At 72.2% G+C, this 15,879-nt stretch carries 16 protein-coding genes and 1 tRNA gene; 12 read left to right on the forward strand and 5 right to left on the reverse strand.

The genetic code is table 11. The features are described from left to right. Positions 1 to 93: 93 nt before the first annotated feature. Positions 94 to 882 (forward strand): enoyl-CoA hydratase-related protein, encoded by a 789-nt coding sequence (locus JTN19_RS00265; protein WP_206928758.1) that lies wholly within the window; start codon positions 94 to 96, stop codon positions 880 to 882. A 3-nt stretch (positions 883 to 885) separates the two neighbouring features. On the opposite strand, the gene JTN19_RS00270 is transcribed toward JTN19_RS00265, so the two are convergent. Next, complete coding sequence (locus tag JTN19_RS00270) at positions 886 to 1,416, reverse strand: nucleoside 2-deoxyribosyltransferase (RefSeq protein ID WP_206928760.1); 531 nt, start codon at positions 1,414 to 1,416, stop codon at positions 886 to 888. A gap of 47 nt (positions 1,417 to 1,463) precedes the next feature. Between JTN19_RS00270 and JTN19_RS00275 the strand changes: the two genes are divergently transcribed. The 8 genes from JTN19_RS00275 to JTN19_RS00310 all read left to right on the forward strand — a co-directional run bounded on the left by JTN19_RS00275 (position 1,464) and on the right by JTN19_RS00310 (position 8,596). Next, on the forward strand, positions 1,464 to 2,261 hold the full coding sequence (locus JTN19_RS00275; protein WP_206928770.1) for an alpha/beta hydrolase: 798 nt from the start codon (positions 1,464 to 1,466) through the stop codon (positions 2,259 to 2,261). A gap of 42 nt (positions 2,262 to 2,303) precedes the next feature. After that, on the forward strand, positions 2,304 to 3,515 hold the full coding sequence (locus JTN19_RS00280) for an ABC transporter substrate-binding protein (RefSeq protein ID WP_206928772.1): 1,212 nt from the start codon (positions 2,304 to 2,306) through the stop codon (positions 3,513 to 3,515). Between the two features lie 147 nt (positions 3,516 to 3,662). After that, positions 3,663 to 4,583 (forward strand): branched-chain amino acid ABC transporter permease, encoded by a 921-nt coding sequence (locus JTN19_RS00285; RefSeq protein ID WP_206928774.1) that lies wholly within the window; start codon positions 3,663 to 3,665, stop codon positions 4,581 to 4,583. Continuing rightward, entirely contained in the window at positions 4,580 to 5,503 is a 924-nt protein-coding gene (locus tag JTN19_RS00290; RefSeq protein ID WP_206928776.1) for a branched-chain amino acid ABC transporter permease, read from the forward strand. The genes JTN19_RS00285 and JTN19_RS00290 overlap by 4 nt, the downstream gene beginning before the upstream one ends. Continuing rightward, on the forward strand, positions 5,496 to 6,251 hold the full coding sequence (locus JTN19_RS00295) for an ATP-binding cassette domain-containing protein (protein ID WP_206928779.1): 756 nt from the start codon (positions 5,496 to 5,498) through the stop codon (positions 6,249 to 6,251). The genes JTN19_RS00290 and JTN19_RS00295 overlap by 8 nt, the downstream gene beginning before the upstream one ends. Next, the gene (locus tag JTN19_RS00300) at positions 6,251 to 6,952 is read left to right on the forward strand and encodes an ABC transporter ATP-binding protein (RefSeq protein WP_206928782.1); all 702 of its coding nucleotides are present in this window, start codon (positions 6,251 to 6,253) and stop codon (positions 6,950 to 6,952) included. The genes JTN19_RS00295 and JTN19_RS00300 overlap by 1 nt, the downstream gene beginning before the upstream one ends. Further along, entirely contained in the window at positions 6,945 to 7,418 is a 474-nt protein-coding gene (locus JTN19_RS00305) for a cupin domain-containing protein (RefSeq protein ID WP_242530728.1), read from the forward strand. Before JTN19_RS00300 ends, JTN19_RS00305 begins: the two co-directional genes overlap by 8 nt. Beyond that, positions 7,415 to 8,596 carry a Bcr/CflA family efflux MFS transporter gene (locus JTN19_RS00310; protein WP_206928784.1) on the forward strand — a complete coding sequence of 394 codons (1,182 nt, stop codon included), beginning with the start codon at positions 7,415 to 7,417 and terminating at the stop codon, positions 8,594 to 8,596. The genes JTN19_RS00305 and JTN19_RS00310 overlap by 4 nt, the downstream gene beginning before the upstream one ends. 117 nt (positions 8,597 to 8,713) lie before the next feature. Here JTN19_RS00310 and JTN19_RS00315 read toward each other — a convergent pair whose 3' ends face one another. Beyond that, positions 8,714 to 8,896 (reverse strand): hypothetical protein, encoded by a 183-nt coding sequence (locus JTN19_RS00315; RefSeq protein ID WP_206928786.1) that lies wholly within the window; start codon positions 8,894 to 8,896, stop codon positions 8,714 to 8,716. 85 nt (positions 8,897 to 8,981) lie between these two features. On the opposite strand from JTN19_RS00315, the gene JTN19_RS00320 reads away from it, so the two are divergent. Continuing rightward, positions 8,982 to 9,056: transfer RNA gene (locus tag JTN19_RS00320), tRNA-Val, on the forward strand. 34 nt (positions 9,057 to 9,090) lie between these two features. Here the strand turns inward: JTN19_RS00320 and JTN19_RS00325 are convergent. Genes JTN19_RS00325 through JTN19_RS00335 form a run of 3 tightly spaced genes read right to left on the reverse strand, consistent with a single transcriptional unit; the run spans position 9,091 to position 13,371 of the window. After that, the gene (locus tag JTN19_RS00325) at positions 9,091 to 9,810 is read right to left on the reverse strand and encodes a protease-associated domain-containing protein (RefSeq protein ID WP_206928788.1); all 720 of its coding nucleotides are present in this window, start codon (positions 9,808 to 9,810) and stop codon (positions 9,091 to 9,093) included. Continuing rightward, the gene (locus JTN19_RS00330) at positions 9,807 to 12,296 is read right to left on the reverse strand and encodes an ATP-binding cassette domain-containing protein (RefSeq protein ID WP_206928798.1); all 2,490 of its coding nucleotides are present in this window, start codon (positions 12,294 to 12,296) and stop codon (positions 9,807 to 9,809) included. Before JTN19_RS00330 ends, JTN19_RS00325 begins: the two co-directional genes overlap by 4 nt. After that, complete coding sequence (locus JTN19_RS00335; protein WP_340643246.1) at positions 12,280 to 13,371, reverse strand: ABC transporter permease subunit; 1,092 nt, start codon at positions 13,369 to 13,371, stop codon at positions 12,280 to 12,282. The genes JTN19_RS00330 and JTN19_RS00335 overlap by 17 nt, the downstream gene beginning before the upstream one ends. A gap of 60 nt (positions 13,372 to 13,431) precedes the next feature. Here JTN19_RS00335 and JTN19_RS00340 point away from each other — a divergent pair, with 60 nt between their 5' ends. Both JTN19_RS00340 and JTN19_RS00345 read left to right on the forward strand, forming a co-directional pair. Continuing rightward, entirely contained in the window at positions 13,432 to 15,180 is a 1,749-nt protein-coding gene (locus tag JTN19_RS00340; protein WP_206928800.1) for an extracellular solute-binding protein, read from the forward strand. Then, positions 15,177 to 15,875, forward strand: a complete 699-nt coding sequence (locus tag JTN19_RS00345) for a phytanoyl-CoA dioxygenase family protein (RefSeq protein ID WP_206928811.1) — start codon at positions 15,177 to 15,179, stop codon at positions 15,873 to 15,875. The genes JTN19_RS00340 and JTN19_RS00345 overlap by 4 nt, the downstream gene beginning before the upstream one ends. Positions 15,876 to 15,879 lie beyond the last annotated feature (4 nt).

Genomic DNA, 15,879 nt, shown 5'->3' on the forward strand with positions numbered 1-15,879 from the left:
GAAACCCTCCGCTTCAGGGCAGGCTAAGGCCCCGGGCGCCCATCTCCAAGCGCCCCCTTGCCGGGGGACGTGCGCGGGCGGAAGCTTCGCCGCATGAGCACCGAACCCGTCCTGCTGACGCAACGCGACGCCCGCGGCATCGTCACCGCCACCCTGAACCGCCCCAAGCTGAACAACGCCTATAATGGCGAGATGCTGGAGGCGCTGATCTCCGGCATGGAGGCCATGGCACATGACGCCTCGGTGCGGGGCCTGGTCATCCGTGGCGCCGGGCGGCATTTCCAGGCGGGTGCCGACATCAACTGGCTGACCGAGGCCGCGGGCGCCACCCCCGAGGCCGCCCACGCCGCCTCCATGCTCACCACCCGCGCCATGCAGGTGCTGAATGAATTCCCGAAGCCCACCTTCGCCGTGATCCATGGCGCCTGCTTCGGCGGCGGCACCGGCATCGCCTGCTGCGTGGACGTGGCCCTGGCCACCACGGAAGCCAGCTTCGGCATCAGCGAGGTGCGTGTAGGCGTGGCGCCCACCCCCATCTCCACCCACATGGTCCATGCCATGGGCGTGCGCCACACCCGCCGCTACGCCATCACGGGCGAGCGCTTCGGGCCGGAGGAGGCCATGCGGATCGGCCTGGTGCATGAGGTGCATGCCCCAGACGCCATCGAGGCGCGGCTGGAGGAGATCATCTCCGCCATGCTGCTCTCCTCGCCCACCGCCATCGCCATGACCAAGCGCAGCATGCTGGGCGCCAATGGCTGGCTGCTGGACGCGCGGACCATGGACCAGCTGGCCTATGAAAGCTGGACGCAGCGCGCCTCGGAGGAGGGGCGCGAGGGGCTGGCCGCCTTCCGGGAGAAGCGCAAGCCGCGCTGGGCCTGAACCTCAGGCGTCGCGGATCGCCTCCAGGCAGCGTTCGAACAGCGAGAGGTCACGCCAGTCCAGCGCGGCCTCGGCCCGCAGCATCACGCCGCCGGCGGCGCGGATGGCGCCCTCCAGCATCAAATTCTCCGACAGGCCGTGGTCCTCCACGCGCATTCCCTGCGCGTCCTCCCAACCGCCCCGCGCCGGCCGGGCCCCGGCCACGCGCGCACGGTGCGGGCGCGGGTCATGGGTGTAGCCGTGCACGGGCCGGCCCAGGGCGCGCAGGAAGCCCAGTTCGAACACCGTGCCCGGATCGGCGCCGACGCCGCGGAAGGGGGTGAGATTGGCCACCAACGCGTCGCAGCCCCGCAGCAGCAATTCATTCGCGGCATGGATGCGCCGCCAGTCCATCTCGCCCGACGGGGAGAGAGCGGGCGGGTCCATGGGAAAGACGCCCTCCCATCCATGCCGCGCGCAAAGCGCCTTCTTCGCCGCGCCGATGGCCCGTGCCTCCGGCAGGAACACCTCCGGCCCGGCCAGGTAGATGCGCATGGTCTCCTCTTTGCCTCTGCCTCGCGCCTGCCCCTATCATCCGCGTCATGGGTTTCGAAATCGAATACAACAACCGCGCCCGCGTGCCCGAGAGCGGGGCCATCATCGCGCGCTGGATCCAGGCCGCTGAGGCCTTCCGCCTGGCCCACCCGCCCGAGACGCTCGCCTATGGACCAGGCGCGCGGGAGGTCATGGACCTCTTCCTGCCGCCGGGTGTGGCGCGGCCGCCCGTCGCGCTGTTCTTCCACGGCGGCTACTGGCAGGCGCTGGACGGGCGGGCGGTCAGCCATATGGCGGCGGGGCTGCTGGCGCAGGGGGTGGCGGTGGCGATCCCTTCCTATGACCTCTGCCCGGAGGTGCCGCTGGCGCGCATCGTGGCGCAGGCCGAGGCGGCGGCGCGCGCGCTGCACGCGCGGATGGGACGGCCCGCATTGGCCATGGGGCATTCGGCGGGCGGGCACCTCGCCGCCATGCTGCTGACGCGGCTGCCGTCGGAGGTCGTGGCGGCGGCCCTGCCCATCTCGGGCCTGTTCTGGCTGGAGCCGCTGGTCGGCACCTCCATCAACGACAAGCTGGGGCTGGACGAGGCGACGGCGCGCGGCCTCTCCCCTGCCCTTTTGCCCTCACCCGGCCGCCCGCTGCATGCCGTGGTGGGCGGAGCGGAAAGCGACGAGTTCCTGCGCCAGACCCGCGAATTCGCCGCTCTCTGGGGTGGCAGCCACGAGGCCCTGCCCGGGCTGAACCACTTCACCGTGCTGGCCCCGCTGGAAGACCCGGCCCACCCCTTGACCCAGCGCGCCGCCCGGCTTGCATGGCATGCGGGCGCCGGGCTAACCGAGGCCTGAGGCGAAAAACAACCTTCGATGACACGAAACGGGAGAGCGGTGATGGCGTTCCAGGAATCCGGCCACAAGACGGGCGCGACCCGCCGCGGCCTGCTGCTGGCATCCGGCGCGGGCGTGCTGGCTGCACCCGCCCTGCATGCCCAGGCCGCCCCCATCAAGGTGGGTGTTGTCGCGGTGCAGACCGGCCCCCAGGCGGCGCTCGGCACACAGCTGCGCGACGGCTGGACCATGGGGCTGCGCCACCTGAACAACCAGCTGGGCGGCCGCGCGGTCGAGACCATCGTCATTGACGACGAACTCCGCCCCGATGTCGCCGTCACCAAGGTCCGCGCCGCGCTGGAGCGCGACCGGGTGGATTTCGTGGTGGGCGTCGTCTTCTCGAACATCCTCCAGGCCATCATGCGGCCGGTGACCGAGAGCGGGACCTTCCTGATCTCGTCCAATGCCGGCCCCTCCACCTTCGCCGGGCGCGGCTGCAACCCCTTCTTCTTCAACACCAGCTACAACAATGACCAGGTCCATTCCGTGATGGGCCAGGCGGCGCAGGACCTCGGCTATCGCCGCGTGTTCCTGATGACGCCCAACTACCAGGCCGGGCGCGACGCCATGGCGGGCTTCAAGTCGCGCTTCCAGGGCGAGGTGCTGGACGAGGTCTATGTGCCGCTGACGCAGCTCGATTTCTCGGCGGAACTGGCGCGCATCGCCTCGCTGCGGCCGGATGCCATCTTCACCTTCATGCCCGGTGGGCTGGGGGTGAACCTGGTGCGGCAGTACCGCCAGGCGGGGCTGGCCAACATCCCCTTCCTCTCCACCTTCACCGTGGACGAAGCCACCCTTCCCGCGCAGGGCGAGGCGGCGCTGGGCTTCTACAGCGGCGCCAATTGGGCGCCCAACATGGACAACGCCCAGAACACCCGCTTCGTGCGGGACTTCGAGGCCGCCTTCAACTACGTCCCTGCCACCTATGCGGCGCAGAGCTATGACACGGCCATGCTGCTGGACAGCGCGGTCCGGAAGGTGGGCGGCAACCTCACCGACAAGAACGCCCTGCGCGCGGCCATCGCGGCGGCGGACTTCACCTCGGTGCGCGGCGGCTTCCGCTTCGGCGCGAACCAGTATCCCGTGCAGGATTTCTGGCTGTGCCAGGTGGTGCGCCGGCCCGATGGGAAATTCCAGACGCAGACGGTGCGCCGCGTGCTCGAAGCCAATGTGGACCCCTGGGCGGCGCAGTGCCGGATGCCGGCGCGTATTTGATCCCCACGAAATCGCTTCGCAATTTCGCGGGGGCCCCGGTTTGGCGCTTTATCCTGTCGTGATGGTCCTGCCTTCGCGGGCACAGCCCGCGAAGGTTTGCGGGGGGTGGAGGGACGCGCCGTGCGGCGCGTCGGGAAAGGTGGTTTCTTGAATACGACGCTGCTGCTGGTGCAGGGGCTGAACGGGTTGCAGTTCGGCGTGCTGCTGTTTCTCGTGGCGGCCGGGCTCACCCTCGTCTTCGGGGTGATGGACTTCATCAACCTCGCGCATGGCGTGCAGTACATGGTGGGCGCCTATCTCGGCGCCTCGCTCGCGGCGCTGACGGGCAGCTTCTGGCTGGGGCTGCTGCTGGCGCTGCCGGCCGCGCTGGTCTTCGGGCTGGTGCTGGAATTCCTGGTGTTCCGCCACCTCTATGACCGCGACCATCTCTCGCAAGTGCTGGCCACCTTCGGCGTGATCCTCTTCCTGAACGAGGGCGTGAAGGTGGTCTTCGGCGCGGCCCCCATGCAGATGCCGGTGCCCGAACTTCTGTCGGGCGGCGTGCCGCTTATGGACGGGCTGCTCTACCCCACCTATCGCCTCGCCATCCTGGCCGCGGGGCTCGCCACCGCCGCTCTGCTCTGGTTCCTGGTGGAGCGGACGCGGGCGGGCATGCTGGTGCGGGCCGGCGCCACCAACGCCCCGATGGTCACGGCGCTGGGCGTGGATATCCGGCGGCTGTTCATGCTGGTCTTCGGCTTCGGCGCGATGCTGGCGGGCTTCGCGGGTGTCATGGCCGCACCCATCCTGTCCGTGGAGCCGGGGATGGGCGACAACTTGCTCATCCTCGCCTTCGTGGTCATCGTCATCGGCGGCATCGGCTCGGTGCGGGGCGCCTTCGTGGCGGCGCTGCTGGTGGGGTTGGTCGAGACCATCGGGCGCGGGCTGATGCCGGACCTGATGCGGCTGTTCATGGACGCCTCCTCCGCGCGGCAGACCGGCGCCGCGCTGGCCTCCATGCTGGTCTACATCGTGATGGCTGCCATCCTCGCCTTCCGCCCGGCCGGGCTGTTCCCGGCCCGCGCATGAGCAACCCGCGGCTCTGGCTGCCGCTGCTGGTCTTCGCGGGGCTGGCGGCGGCGCCCTTCCTGGGGTTGGGCCAGGGCCATTCCCTGACGCTGCTGGCGCGTGGCATGATCTTCGGGCTCGCCGCCGTCTCGCTGATGCTGCTGGTGGGCGGGGCCGGGCTGGTCAGCCTGGGCCACGCGGCCATGATGGGCATGGGCGCGTATGCGGTGGTGGTGCTGGACCATGCCGGCATCACCGAGGCCTGGATGGTCTTTCCCGCGGGCATCCTGGCGGCCGCGCTCTTCGCCCTGCTGACGGGCGCCATCGCCATCCGCACCTCCGGCGTGCACTTCATCATGATCACGCTGGCCTTCGGGCAGATGGCCTTCTTCACCACCTCCTCGCTGGCGGTGTATGGCGGGGATGACGGCTATACCCTGTTCAGCCGCACCGAGGTCTTCGGCGCGCGCTGGCTGGAGAACCGGCTGATCTTCCATTTCGTCTGCCTCGGCCTGCTGGTCGCCTGCTGGGCGCTGGTGCAGGTCCTGCTGGAGAGCCGCTTCGGCCGCGTGCTGCGCGCGGCGCGCGAGAACGAGACGCGCGCCCGCGCGCTGGGCTTTTCCCCCACCCCCTACCGGCTGCTGGCCTATGTGATCGCGGGCGCCATGGGCGGGCTGGCCGGCGTGCTGCTGGCCAATTCCGCCGAATTCGTCGCCCCCGCCTATCTCGCCTGGCAGCGCAGCGGCGACCTGCTGTTCATGGTGATCCTGGGCGGGCTCGCCGGGCCGCATGGCGCGCTGGTGGGCGCGCTCGCCTTCGTGCTGGTGGAGGAATGGCTCTCCCACGCCATGGAGCATTGGCGCCTGGTCTTCGGCCCGCTTCTGATCCTGTGCGTGTTTTTCCTGCGCGGCGGCATCGTGGGGCTGCTGCGCCGTGGCTGAGACGCTCCTTGCCCTGCACAGCCTGCGAAAGAGCTTCGGCGGGCTGCTGGTGACGGACGACGTGACGCTCGACGTCCGCCAGGGCGAGATCCATGCGCTGATCGGCCCCAATGGCGCGGGCAAGACCACGCTGATCCATCAGATCAGCGGCACGCTGGCGCCGGACGCCGGCCGCATCCGCTTCCTGGGCGAGGACATCACGTCCCTTTCCATGCCCGCGCGCGCGCGGCGCGGCCTGGCCCGCAGCTTCCAGATCACGAGCGTGATCCCCTCCTTCTCGGCGCTGGAGAACGCGGCGCTGGCGGTGCAGGCGCGCCAAGGTTCCTCTTTCCGCTTCTTCCGCGCGGCGTCGCGCGAGGCGGCCCTGAATGCCGAGGCCATGGAAGCCCTGGCCGAAGTGGGGCTGGATGCCCGCGCCGGAACACCCGCCGCCGCGCTGAGCCATGGCGAGCGGCGGCAGCTCGAAATCGCCATCGCGCTCGCCATGCGGCCGCGCGCCCTGCTGCTGGACGAACCGCTGGCCGGCACCGGGCCGGAGGAGGCCGAGCGCCTGATCCGCCTGCTCTCCGGCCTGCGCGCGCGCTACGCCGTGCTGCTGGTGGAGCACGACATGCAGGCCGTCTTCGCCCTGGCCGACCGCATCTCGGTGCTGGCCCAGGGGCGCGTCATCGCCACCGGCACGCCTGCGCAAATCCGCGCCGATGCCGCGGTGCGCGACGCCTATCTGGGCGAGGAAGAGGCCCTCTGATGCTACGCGTGGAGAAGCTCGCCGCCGCCTATGGCGCCTCGCAGACCCTGTTCGACGTGTCCTTCCAGCTGGGCGCGGGCGAGGTGGTGACGCTGCTCGGCCGCAACGGCATGGGCAAGACCACCACCATCCGCGCCATCATGGGCCTGCTGCCCAGCCAGGGCGGGCGCATCACGGGCGGCGCCATCAGCTTCGACGGCACGGCCCTGCCCCCCCTGGCCGCCCATCGCATCGCGCGGCTGGGCCTCGGGCTGGTGCCGGAGGGGCGGCAGGTGTTTCCGACGCTGACGGTAGAGGAGAACCTCATCGCCACCGCCCGCCCAGGCCGCTGGACGCTGGACGGCGCCTATGCCCTCTTCCCGCGCCTGCGCGAGCGGCGGCGCAACCTCGGCCGCAACCTCTCGGGCGGCGAGCAGCAGATGTTGGCCATCGGCCGCGCGCTGATGACCAATCCGCGACTGCTCATTCTCGACGAAGCCACGGAGGGCCTGGCCCCCCTGATCCGCGCCGAGATCTGGGCCGTGCTGGCGCGCCTCAAATCCGAGGGCCAGTCCATCCTGCTGATTGATAAGAACCTCTCGGCCGTGCTGAAGCTGGCCGACCGGCATGTCATCATCGAGCGCGGGCGCAGCGTGTGGGAAGGCACCTCCGCGGCACTGGCCGCGGCGCCCGAACTGCGCGAACAATATCTCCATGTCTGAACAGACCAAGGAAGGCCCGGAACACATGCAGGAAACCGCAGGAATCACGCCCGCCGGCGAAGGGATCGGGGGCGTCGTCTGGAACATCCTCGGCCAGACCTACAAGCCCCGGCAGCTCTCGGCGAACAGCTTCGCCTTCGACACGCTCTTCCCGCCCGGCACCTTCGTGCCGCCGCACATCCACACCACCCAGGACGAGTATATCCACATCCTGGAGGGGAATTTCGAATTCCTGCTGGATGGCCAGGTGGCGCATGGCGGCCCGGGTGACCTGATCCGCCTGCCCATGGGTCTGCCGCACGGCATCTTCAACAAGTCCAGCGCGCCGGTGCGGGCGCTGTTCTGGGTGGCGCCCTCGCGCAAGCTCTATGAGCTGTTCAGCCGCATCCACAACCTGACGGACCCCGAGCAGGTGGTCCGCATCTCGGCCGAATGCGAGGTGGACTTCCTGCCGCCGCCGGCGTGATCCGTCTCCGGGCCGTCATCGCCATCCTGGCGCTGCTGGCGGCCTTCGCGCCGCTGTCCATCGACATGTACCTGCCCGCCCTGCCGGCCATCGCGGCCGAGCTGGGCGGGGGCATGGAGGGCGCACAGCTCACGCTCGCCGTCTTCTTCCTGGGCATGGCGGCGGGGCAGCTGCTGCACGGGCCGCTCGCGGACCGCTACGGGCGACGACGGCCGCTCTTCGCCGCGCTGGGGGTGTATGTCCTGGCCTCGGTGCTGTGTGCCCTGGCCTGGGGCATGGGCTGGCTGATCGCCTTCCGGCTGATGCAGGCGCTGGGCGGCTGCGCGGGCATGGTGATCTCGCGCGCCGTGGTGCGCGACCTGGCCGACCGGATGGACCCGGTGCGGATGATGGCGCGGCTGTTCCTTATCATGGGCGTGGCGCCCATGCTGGCGCCTTTGCTGGGCGGCTGGATCGCGGCCTGGCTCGGCTGGCGGGCCATCTTCGGCTTCCTTGCCCTGGTGGGGGTGACGGCATTGCTCCTCGCTTGGCGCTTCCTGCCCGAGACATTGCCGCACGACCGCCGCCGCCGCGTCTCCGCGCCCCAGATCGCGCGGGATTTCGGCGGGCTGCTGGCAACCGCGCCCTTCATGGCGGCGGCCCTGGGCTCGGGCTGCGCCATCGCGGGGATGTTCGCCTATATCGCGGGCTCGCCCTTCGTCTTCATCGAGCTGCACGGCGTAGCGCCCGAGAATTTCGGCTGGCTCTTCGGCGCGGGGGCGGCGGGGGTGATCGGCTGCGGGCAGTTGGCCGGGCCGCTCGCGCAGCGCTTCGGCCGGGCGCGGGTCTATGGGCTAGCGCTGCTGGGGCTGTCCTGCGCGGGGCTGGCCGCGGCGCTGTCGGTGGCGCTGGGGCTCGGGTTCTGGGCGCTCTACGCGGCGCTGCTGGCCTATCTCTGCCTGATGGGGCTGGCGCTGCCGCTGGGCGGCATCATCGCCATCACCCCCTTTCCGCACATGGCGGGCACGGCCTCCGCCTTGATCGGCACGCTGCAGTTCGCCCTGGGCGCCGTGGCGGGGCTGGCGCTGGCGCTGCTGCATGACGGCACGGCGCTGCCCATGGCGGCGGTGATGGCGGGCGGTGGGCTGTGCGGCCTCATCGCCTGGCGGGCGCTGGGGGCGTCGCTGCGCCGGGCCTGACCGGCCCGGCCGGCAGGTCGCGCATGGCCGGGCAGGAGCACACCACGCGCCCATCGGGCAGGCGGTTGGCCATGGTCACCTCCTCGCAATGAGGGCAGTCGCGCGGGCCTTCGCGGGTCATTGCGCGGCGTCCCGGTCGGGCAGGGCCGCCATGGCACGCAGCCGGGCCGCCAGCGCCGCCTGCCCCGCATGTTCGGCGAGCCGCGCCGCCTCCTCGCGCGCCGCCTCGAAGCCCAGGCGGTAGCCTTCATAGGTGGCGCGGTCGAGCAGGCGCGCGATGGCCTGGGGCGGGTTCTGCATGAGGCGGATGTGGCGGCGAAACCGGGAGGCGCCAGGGTTGCGGGGCGGCCGCGGTTTCGCTACAGGGTGCCACCGGCTTCGGCCCGGGCGCTTAGCTCAGCGGGAGAGCACTACCTTGACACGGTAGGGGTCACTGGTTCAATCCCAGTAGCGCCCACCATTCAAATCAAGCACTTAGCAGCGCTTGCAGGGGATCAGCCCATCCCTTCCAGAGCGGCCGCATCGAGGGGGCGCAGGGTCAGCCCGAAGCGCGCACCCATGCCATCCACCGCCTCCCAGCCCTCCTCCGAGACATGGAAGCCAGCCACGCTGCCCAGCCTGAGATGCAGGTGAAAGCCGGGCTCGATCAGGTTCACATATCCCATGACCAGGCGCGGTTCCGGCGGCACCCCCTCCCATGCCTGCCAGGCCGGGCCCGTCCGCAGCGCCACCCGCACCGGCCCGCCCGCTTCATGCAGGCGGCGCAGCAGGGCGGTGGCGGCGCAATCCTCGGGGGCGACCTCGGGGCCTGCCTCGGCGGCGGGGGTGGGCGCGACTTCCTCCGGAAAGCGCGCCGGGCCCAACAGATGCGCCAGGTTCGTCTCGAAGGGCGCCTCGCCCTCCATGCCCACCACCCGCATCAGCACCGCCCCCGCGCCATCCTGGAATTCCAGGCGCGGATAGACCTGCCCCCGCATGACCGAGCCGCGGTCCAGCACGACACGTCGCACGGCGTCGAGATCAAGCTCCGTGTCCTCGCCGAGGCAGAGGGTGCCGCCCCGCCGGGCCACATGCGCGATGCGACCGATGCGCTCATGCGCGGCACTTCCCACGGCGAGCGCCACCATGACGCGCCCCAGCCCGGGCAGCAGCAGCCCGATCTCGGCCGGGCTGGCGGTGAGTTCCTGGCGGGTCGGCAGGTCGGTTCCGGTCATGCGGCGTGTTCCTCGGGCAAGGGCGTGGGCGCACCGAGCGCCAGCACGTCATGCGCCAGCGCCGCGACCACGCGGGGATCATGGGTGATGAGCAGGGCGGCGAAGCCATGCCGGGCCTGCAACGCGGCCAGCAGCCGCAGCACCTCCGCCTCCACATGGCGGTCGAGGGCGGAGGTGGGTTCGTCCAGCACCAGCACCTCGGGCCGGGTGATGAGGGCGCGGGCCAGCGCCACGCGCTGCCGCTGCCCGCCGGAGAGCTGGTGCGGGCGCCGGTCGGCCAGGGTCGCGGGCAGGCCCACCTCGGCCAGGGCGGCGACGAGGCGCGCCTCGCCCGGCCGCCGCTCGCCCGCCAGCAGCAAGGGTTCCAGCACAATGTCGCGCACGGACAGTCGCGGCGAGAGGCTGGTGGCAGGGTTCTGGAAGACGATCTGCACGCGGCGACGCCAGCCGGGGTTCTCGGCCAGCGGCCGCCCATGCAGCCGCACCTCGCCCCGCACCGTGCCGGGAAACAGGCCCAGCAACGCCAGCGCCAGGCTCGTCTTGCCGCAGCCCGATGGGCCGGTGACGGCCAGCGTGCGCCCGGCATGGAGCCGCAGGTCCAGGCCCTCGATCAGCGGCGCGGCACTCGGAAAAGCGATGGTCAGTCCCCGCGCCTCCAGCACCGGGTCGGCCGCCGGGGCGCCGGCATGGGCGGGCACGGGCGGGCGCGGCATGAGGCGGTGCAGCGCGGGCGGGGGCGCGCGCAGCGCCACCTCCCAGGGCAGGTCGGCCAGGATGCGGCCCTCGCCCATTACAGCCACCCGGGTGGTGACGCGGCGCGCGGCCTCGAGGTCATGGGTGATGAGCAGCAGGGCCATGCCCCGCTCCCGCACCAGCCCGGCCAGCAGGTCGAGCAGCCCCGTCCGCAGCGGCGCGTCGAGCGAGGCGGTGGGCTCATCCGCCACCAGCAGGGCCGGCCGGCGGGCGATGGCCATGGCGATGACGGCGCGCTGCTGTTGCCCGCCCGAGAATTGATGCGGCAGGGCGCGAGGGCGGCGGCTGGCCTCGGGCAGGCCCACGCGGCGCAGCAGCGCGTCCGTTTCGGCGCGGGCGGCGGCGCCGTGCAGCCCGCCCGCCTCCACCGCCTCGCGCACCTGGCGGTGGAGGGCGTGCAGCGGGTTGAGGGCGGCACCCGGCTCCTGGAAGACCAGGCCCAGATGCCGGCGCAGCGCGGCGCGGCGGCGGGGTTCGGGCGCGCCCAGCATCTCCGCGCCCATCAGCCGCACGGAACCGCTGATGAAGCCGAGTTGCGGCGGCGCGAGGCCCGCCGCGATCAACCCCGTCAGCGTCTTGCCCGAGCCGGATTCGCCGAGCAGCGCCACCGCCTCGCCCGGGCGCAGCGCCAGGGTGACGCCATGCAGCACGGGCGCCGCGCTGAAGCCCGCGCACAGGTCAGTGATGGCCAGCACCGTGCCCTGCGGCACCATCGCGGCCCCCGGCGTGATGGCGGTGCGGCGCGCGGGCAGGCGCGGGTCCATGGCGTCGCGCAGGGCCTGGCCCAGCAGCGTCAGCAGCAGCAGCAGCCCGCCGAGGGCCGCGATGGCACCGAGCGCGAGCCAGGGCGCCTGGAGGTTGTTGCGCGCCTGGGCCAGCGCCTCGCCCAGCGAGGGCGTGCCCGGCGGCAGGCCGAGCCCCAGCAGATCGAGCCCCGCCAGCATGGTCATGGCCCCCGCCATCAGGAAGGGCAGCATGGCCAGCACCGGCCCCATGGCGTTAGGCAGGATATGGACGCGCATGATGCGCGCGGGCCCCGCCCCGGCCGCCAGCGCCGCCCGCACGAAATCCTGCGCGCGCAGCCGCAGGAATTCCGCGCGCGTGATGTTGGCGATGCCCATCCAGAAGAACAGCGACATGGTGGCCGCCAGCACCCAGACCGAGGGGGCCAGCGCGGCCACCACGATCATCAGCAGGAACATGAGCGGCACGCCGGACCAAATCTCGGTCAGGCGTTGCAGCACCAGGTCGGTGCGCCCCGCCGCATAGCCCTTCCAGGCGCCCAGCGGCAGGCCGATGAGCAGGGAGGCCGCCGTCACGATCACGGCGAAGACCAGCGACAGCCGCGCCCCCCAGATCAGCCGCGCCAGCACGTCGCGCGACTGGTCATCGGTGCCGAGCCAATGCAGCGCCGAGGGCGGCGCGGGCGCGGCCGCCGGCAGGCCGGGCGGGATGCTGGCCGGCCCGTGCGGGATGGGCGGCCAGAGGCTGACGGCACCCCGCGCCTCCAGCAGCGCGGCCACGGCGGGGTCGTGGAAATCGGCCGGGATGGGCAGCGCTCCGCCCAGCATGGCCTCGGTGACGGGTTGCAGCGCGGGCACCAGCAGCCGGCCGTCCAGCCAGAGCAGGATGGGCCGATCATTCGCCACGAACTCCGCCGGCAGCACCAGCAGCAGCACGAGGCCCAGCGCCCAGAGGCTGCGGCGGCGCAGCAGCTCAGCGCCGGGCCGCATCGAAGCCGATCCGCGGGTCCACCGCCACATAGAGAAGGTCGGAAGCGAGGTGCAGCACCAGCCCCGCGAGGGTCGTCAGCCAGAGCGTGCCGAAGATCACGGGGAAGTCCCGGCTGAGCGCGGCCTCGATGCCGAGCAGCCCGAGGCCCTGGAGTCCGAACAGCGCCTCGACCAGCACGCCGCCGCCGAAGACCACGCCCAGCAGCGCGCCGGGCAGGCCGGCCACCACCAGCAGCATGGCGTTGCGGAACACGTGGCCCAGCAGCACCCGGCGCGGCGCGAGCCCCTTGGCGCGGGCCAGCAGCACGTAGTGCTTGCCGATCTCCTCCAGGAAGAGGTTGCGCGTGAGCAGCGCGAGCGAGGAGAAGCCCGAGATCACCAGCGCCGCCACCGGCAGGGCCAGGTGCCAGGCGAGGTCCAGCACACGCCAGGGCCAGGCCCAGCCGGCGGCCTCGGCCGAGGCGAGGCCGCCCGAGGGAAACCAGGCCAGGAACCGCCCTCCACCGAAGACCACCAGCAGCGCCACCGCCACCACCATGGCCGGCACCGCATGGGCCAGCACCGTCAGCGCGGTCGCCGTGCGATCGAAGCCCGTGCCGCGCCGCGTGGCCAGCGCGATGCCGAGCGGAATGGCCAGCGCATAGGTCAGCACGGCTGAAGCGAGGCCCAGCGACAGGGAGACGGGCAGCCTCTCCCACAGCAGCTGCGTCACCGGCTGGTCGAGGAAGAAGGAGCGCCCGAGGTCGAACACCAGCAGCCGCGTCAGCATGTGCCAGAAGCGCTCCAGCGGCGGGCGGTCGAAGCCGAACTGCGCCTCGATCTCGGCGAGCAGGCGCGGGTCCAGCCCCTCGGCGCCGCGGTGGCGGAAGGCGGGGTCGGGCGCCGCGGTGCTGTCCTGGCCGCCCAGCGCGCGCTCGGCGGCGTCCTGCACATCGCCTTGCAGCGTGGCCAGCAGGTGCTCGACCGGGCCCCCAGGGGCGAGCTGCGCCACCGCGAAGTTCAGCGCGAGGATGGCGAGCAGCGTGGGCGGCACCAGCAGCAGGCGGCGCAGGGTGTAGCGGACCAGGGGGCGCATGTTGCCGGCGGGCTCCTTTCGCGCCTTTATATGCGAATGACTCGCACTTGCATATGGGGCTTGGCCCTGCTTCCCCTGCTGCTGAACCCCGCCGCGGCGCGCACGGACGCGCTGGCCGTCCACGGCACCCCTGCCCTGCCGCCGGGCTTCAGCCATTGGCCGCATGTGCGCCCCGACGCGCCGCGCGGCTGCACCCTCCGCATGGCGCAGGCGGGCACCTTCGACACGCTGAACCCCTTCACCCTGCGCGGCCGCTTCGTCATGGGCGTGTGGTCCTGGGTGTATGAAACCCTGCTGCTGCCCGCGCCGGACGAGGTGCTGGTGGGCTACGCGAACCTGGCCGAGGCGGTGGTGCTGGACGAGGCCACGCGCACCCTGCGCTTCACCCTGCGCGCGGGTGCCCGCTGGCATGATGGCCAACCCGTGACGGCCGAGGATGTCGTCTTCAGCTTCGCGACCCTGGGCCGCCACGGCCGCCCCTTCCACCGCGCCCTGCTGGAACACCTCGACTCCGTGGCCGAGGATGCGCGCACCATCCGCATCACCCTTCCGCCCGGCGATGCGCGGCGCCTCGCCTTGCAAATCGGCGGCGCGCACATCCTGCCACGCCACATCTGGCAGGGGCGCGACTTCGGCGCGCTGACGCTGGAACACCCCATCGGCTCCGGCCCCTATCGCGTGGTGGAGGTGGAGGCCGGCCAGCGCGTCGCCTTCGCGCGCAACGCCGATTGGTGGGGCGACCGCACCCCCGCCGGCCGCGGTCGCCACAACATGGACCGCATCGAGCTGCGCTACTTCCGCGACCGCATCGCCGTCTTCGAGGCGCTGGCCGCCGGCCGCGTGGACTGGATGGTGGAGAACGATGCCCGGCGCTGGGCCACCGGCTATGACCTGCCCGCGGTGCGTGAGGGGCGCCTTATCCGCCACACCCAGCGCCACGGCCACATTACCGGCATGAACGGCTTCGCTTTCAACCTCCGCCGCGACCGCTTCGCCGATGCGCGGGTGCGCGAGGCGCTGGCGCTGATGATGGATTTCGAATGGGCCAATGCCGCCCTCTTCCAGGGGGCGAGCGAACGCGCCGGAAGCTTCTTCCTGAACTCGGATCTGGCGGCCACCGAGGCGCCGGACGCCGCCGAACGCGCGCTGATGGACGAGGTGCGGGGCCTCTTTCCGCCCGAGGCCTGGCACAGTCCCTGGCAGCCCCCCGTCAGCGACGGAACGGGCCGCGACCGCGCCCTGCTGGAACGTGCGCTGGCCCTGCTGGAGGAGGCTGGCTGGGTGCCGCGCGCCGCGGACGGGCGGCTCGCGCACCGCGAGACGGGTGAGCTGTTCCACCTCTCGGTGCTGGCGCAGAGCAACGCGCAGCAGGCGCTGGTGGGCGTGTGGTTCCGCGGGCTGAGGCGCCTGGGCCTGGCACCGCGCTTCGAGGTGCTGGACGCCCCGAGCTTCACCGCGCGGCTGCGCGCCAACGATTTCGACCTGGCCTATCGCTTCACCATCCCGCCCGAATGGCCCGGCCCTGAGCAGCGGGCGCTCTGGGGCTCGGCGGGCGCCAACAACACCACGGGCTTCGCACGGCCGGAGATGGACCTGCTGCTGGACCGGCTGGAGGCCGCGCCCGACCGCGCCGGCCTCGTCACCGCGGCCCGTGTGCTGGACCGCGCCCTGCAATGGCAATGGCTGGTGGTGCCGGGGCGCTACGACCCGGTGCGGCGCCTGGCCGTCTCCGCACGCTTCGCCCCGCCGCCGCGCCAGCCGCGCTTCGGCTATGGTGACGACGCTTGGTGGTGCCGGGAGGCGGAATGAGGCGCTTCCACTGCCAGGGCTACGCCATCCTGCCGCCCCTGCCCGCGGCGCTGCGCCGGCGCCTGGGTGCGGCGCTGGATGCGCTGCTGGCCCGCGCGGCCACGCTGCCGGCTGACATGGTGACCTGGGAGCGGGACCTCTCTCCCCGCCAACGCCAGGGGCTCCCGGCGCCCGGCGATGCGGTCTTCCTGCTGGGCGACCCCTGCCGGGCCGATCCCGTCTTCGCGAAGGGCTTCGCGCATCCGGCCCTGGTCGCGGCGGCGACCGAATTGCTCGGCACCCCGGAACTGCGCTGCCACTTCACCAACGCCACCATCAAGGCCGCGCGATGCGGCAACGGCATCGCCTGGCACCGCGACGCGCTGAACCGCTACATGCCGACCGCGCGCGGCGCCTTCCTGCGCGCCATGATCTGCCTGGACGGCATGGAGGCGGCCAATGGCGGCACCGCCTTCCGCCCCGGCACCCAGCATGGCGCGGAGGGTGCCACGGAGGTGGTGGCGCGCTGCCCGCCGGGCGGCATCGTGCTGATCCATCCGCGGGTGCTGCATGGCGGCGCGCCCAACCTTTCGGCCCGTTCGCGCCGCAACCTGATCGTGCAATGGGGCCGCGCCGACGACCCGCCGCTCAGCGAGGCGCGGGAGAGCCTGACGGGCCTCTCCCCCGCCGAGGTGCTGGCCCTCGGCGGGGGGTGATGGT

The sequence above is a fragment of the Roseococcus thiosulfatophilus genome (assembly GCF_017311575.1).
Lineage (GTDB): Bacteria > Pseudomonadota > Alphaproteobacteria > Acetobacterales > Acetobacteraceae > Roseococcus > Roseococcus thiosulfatophilus.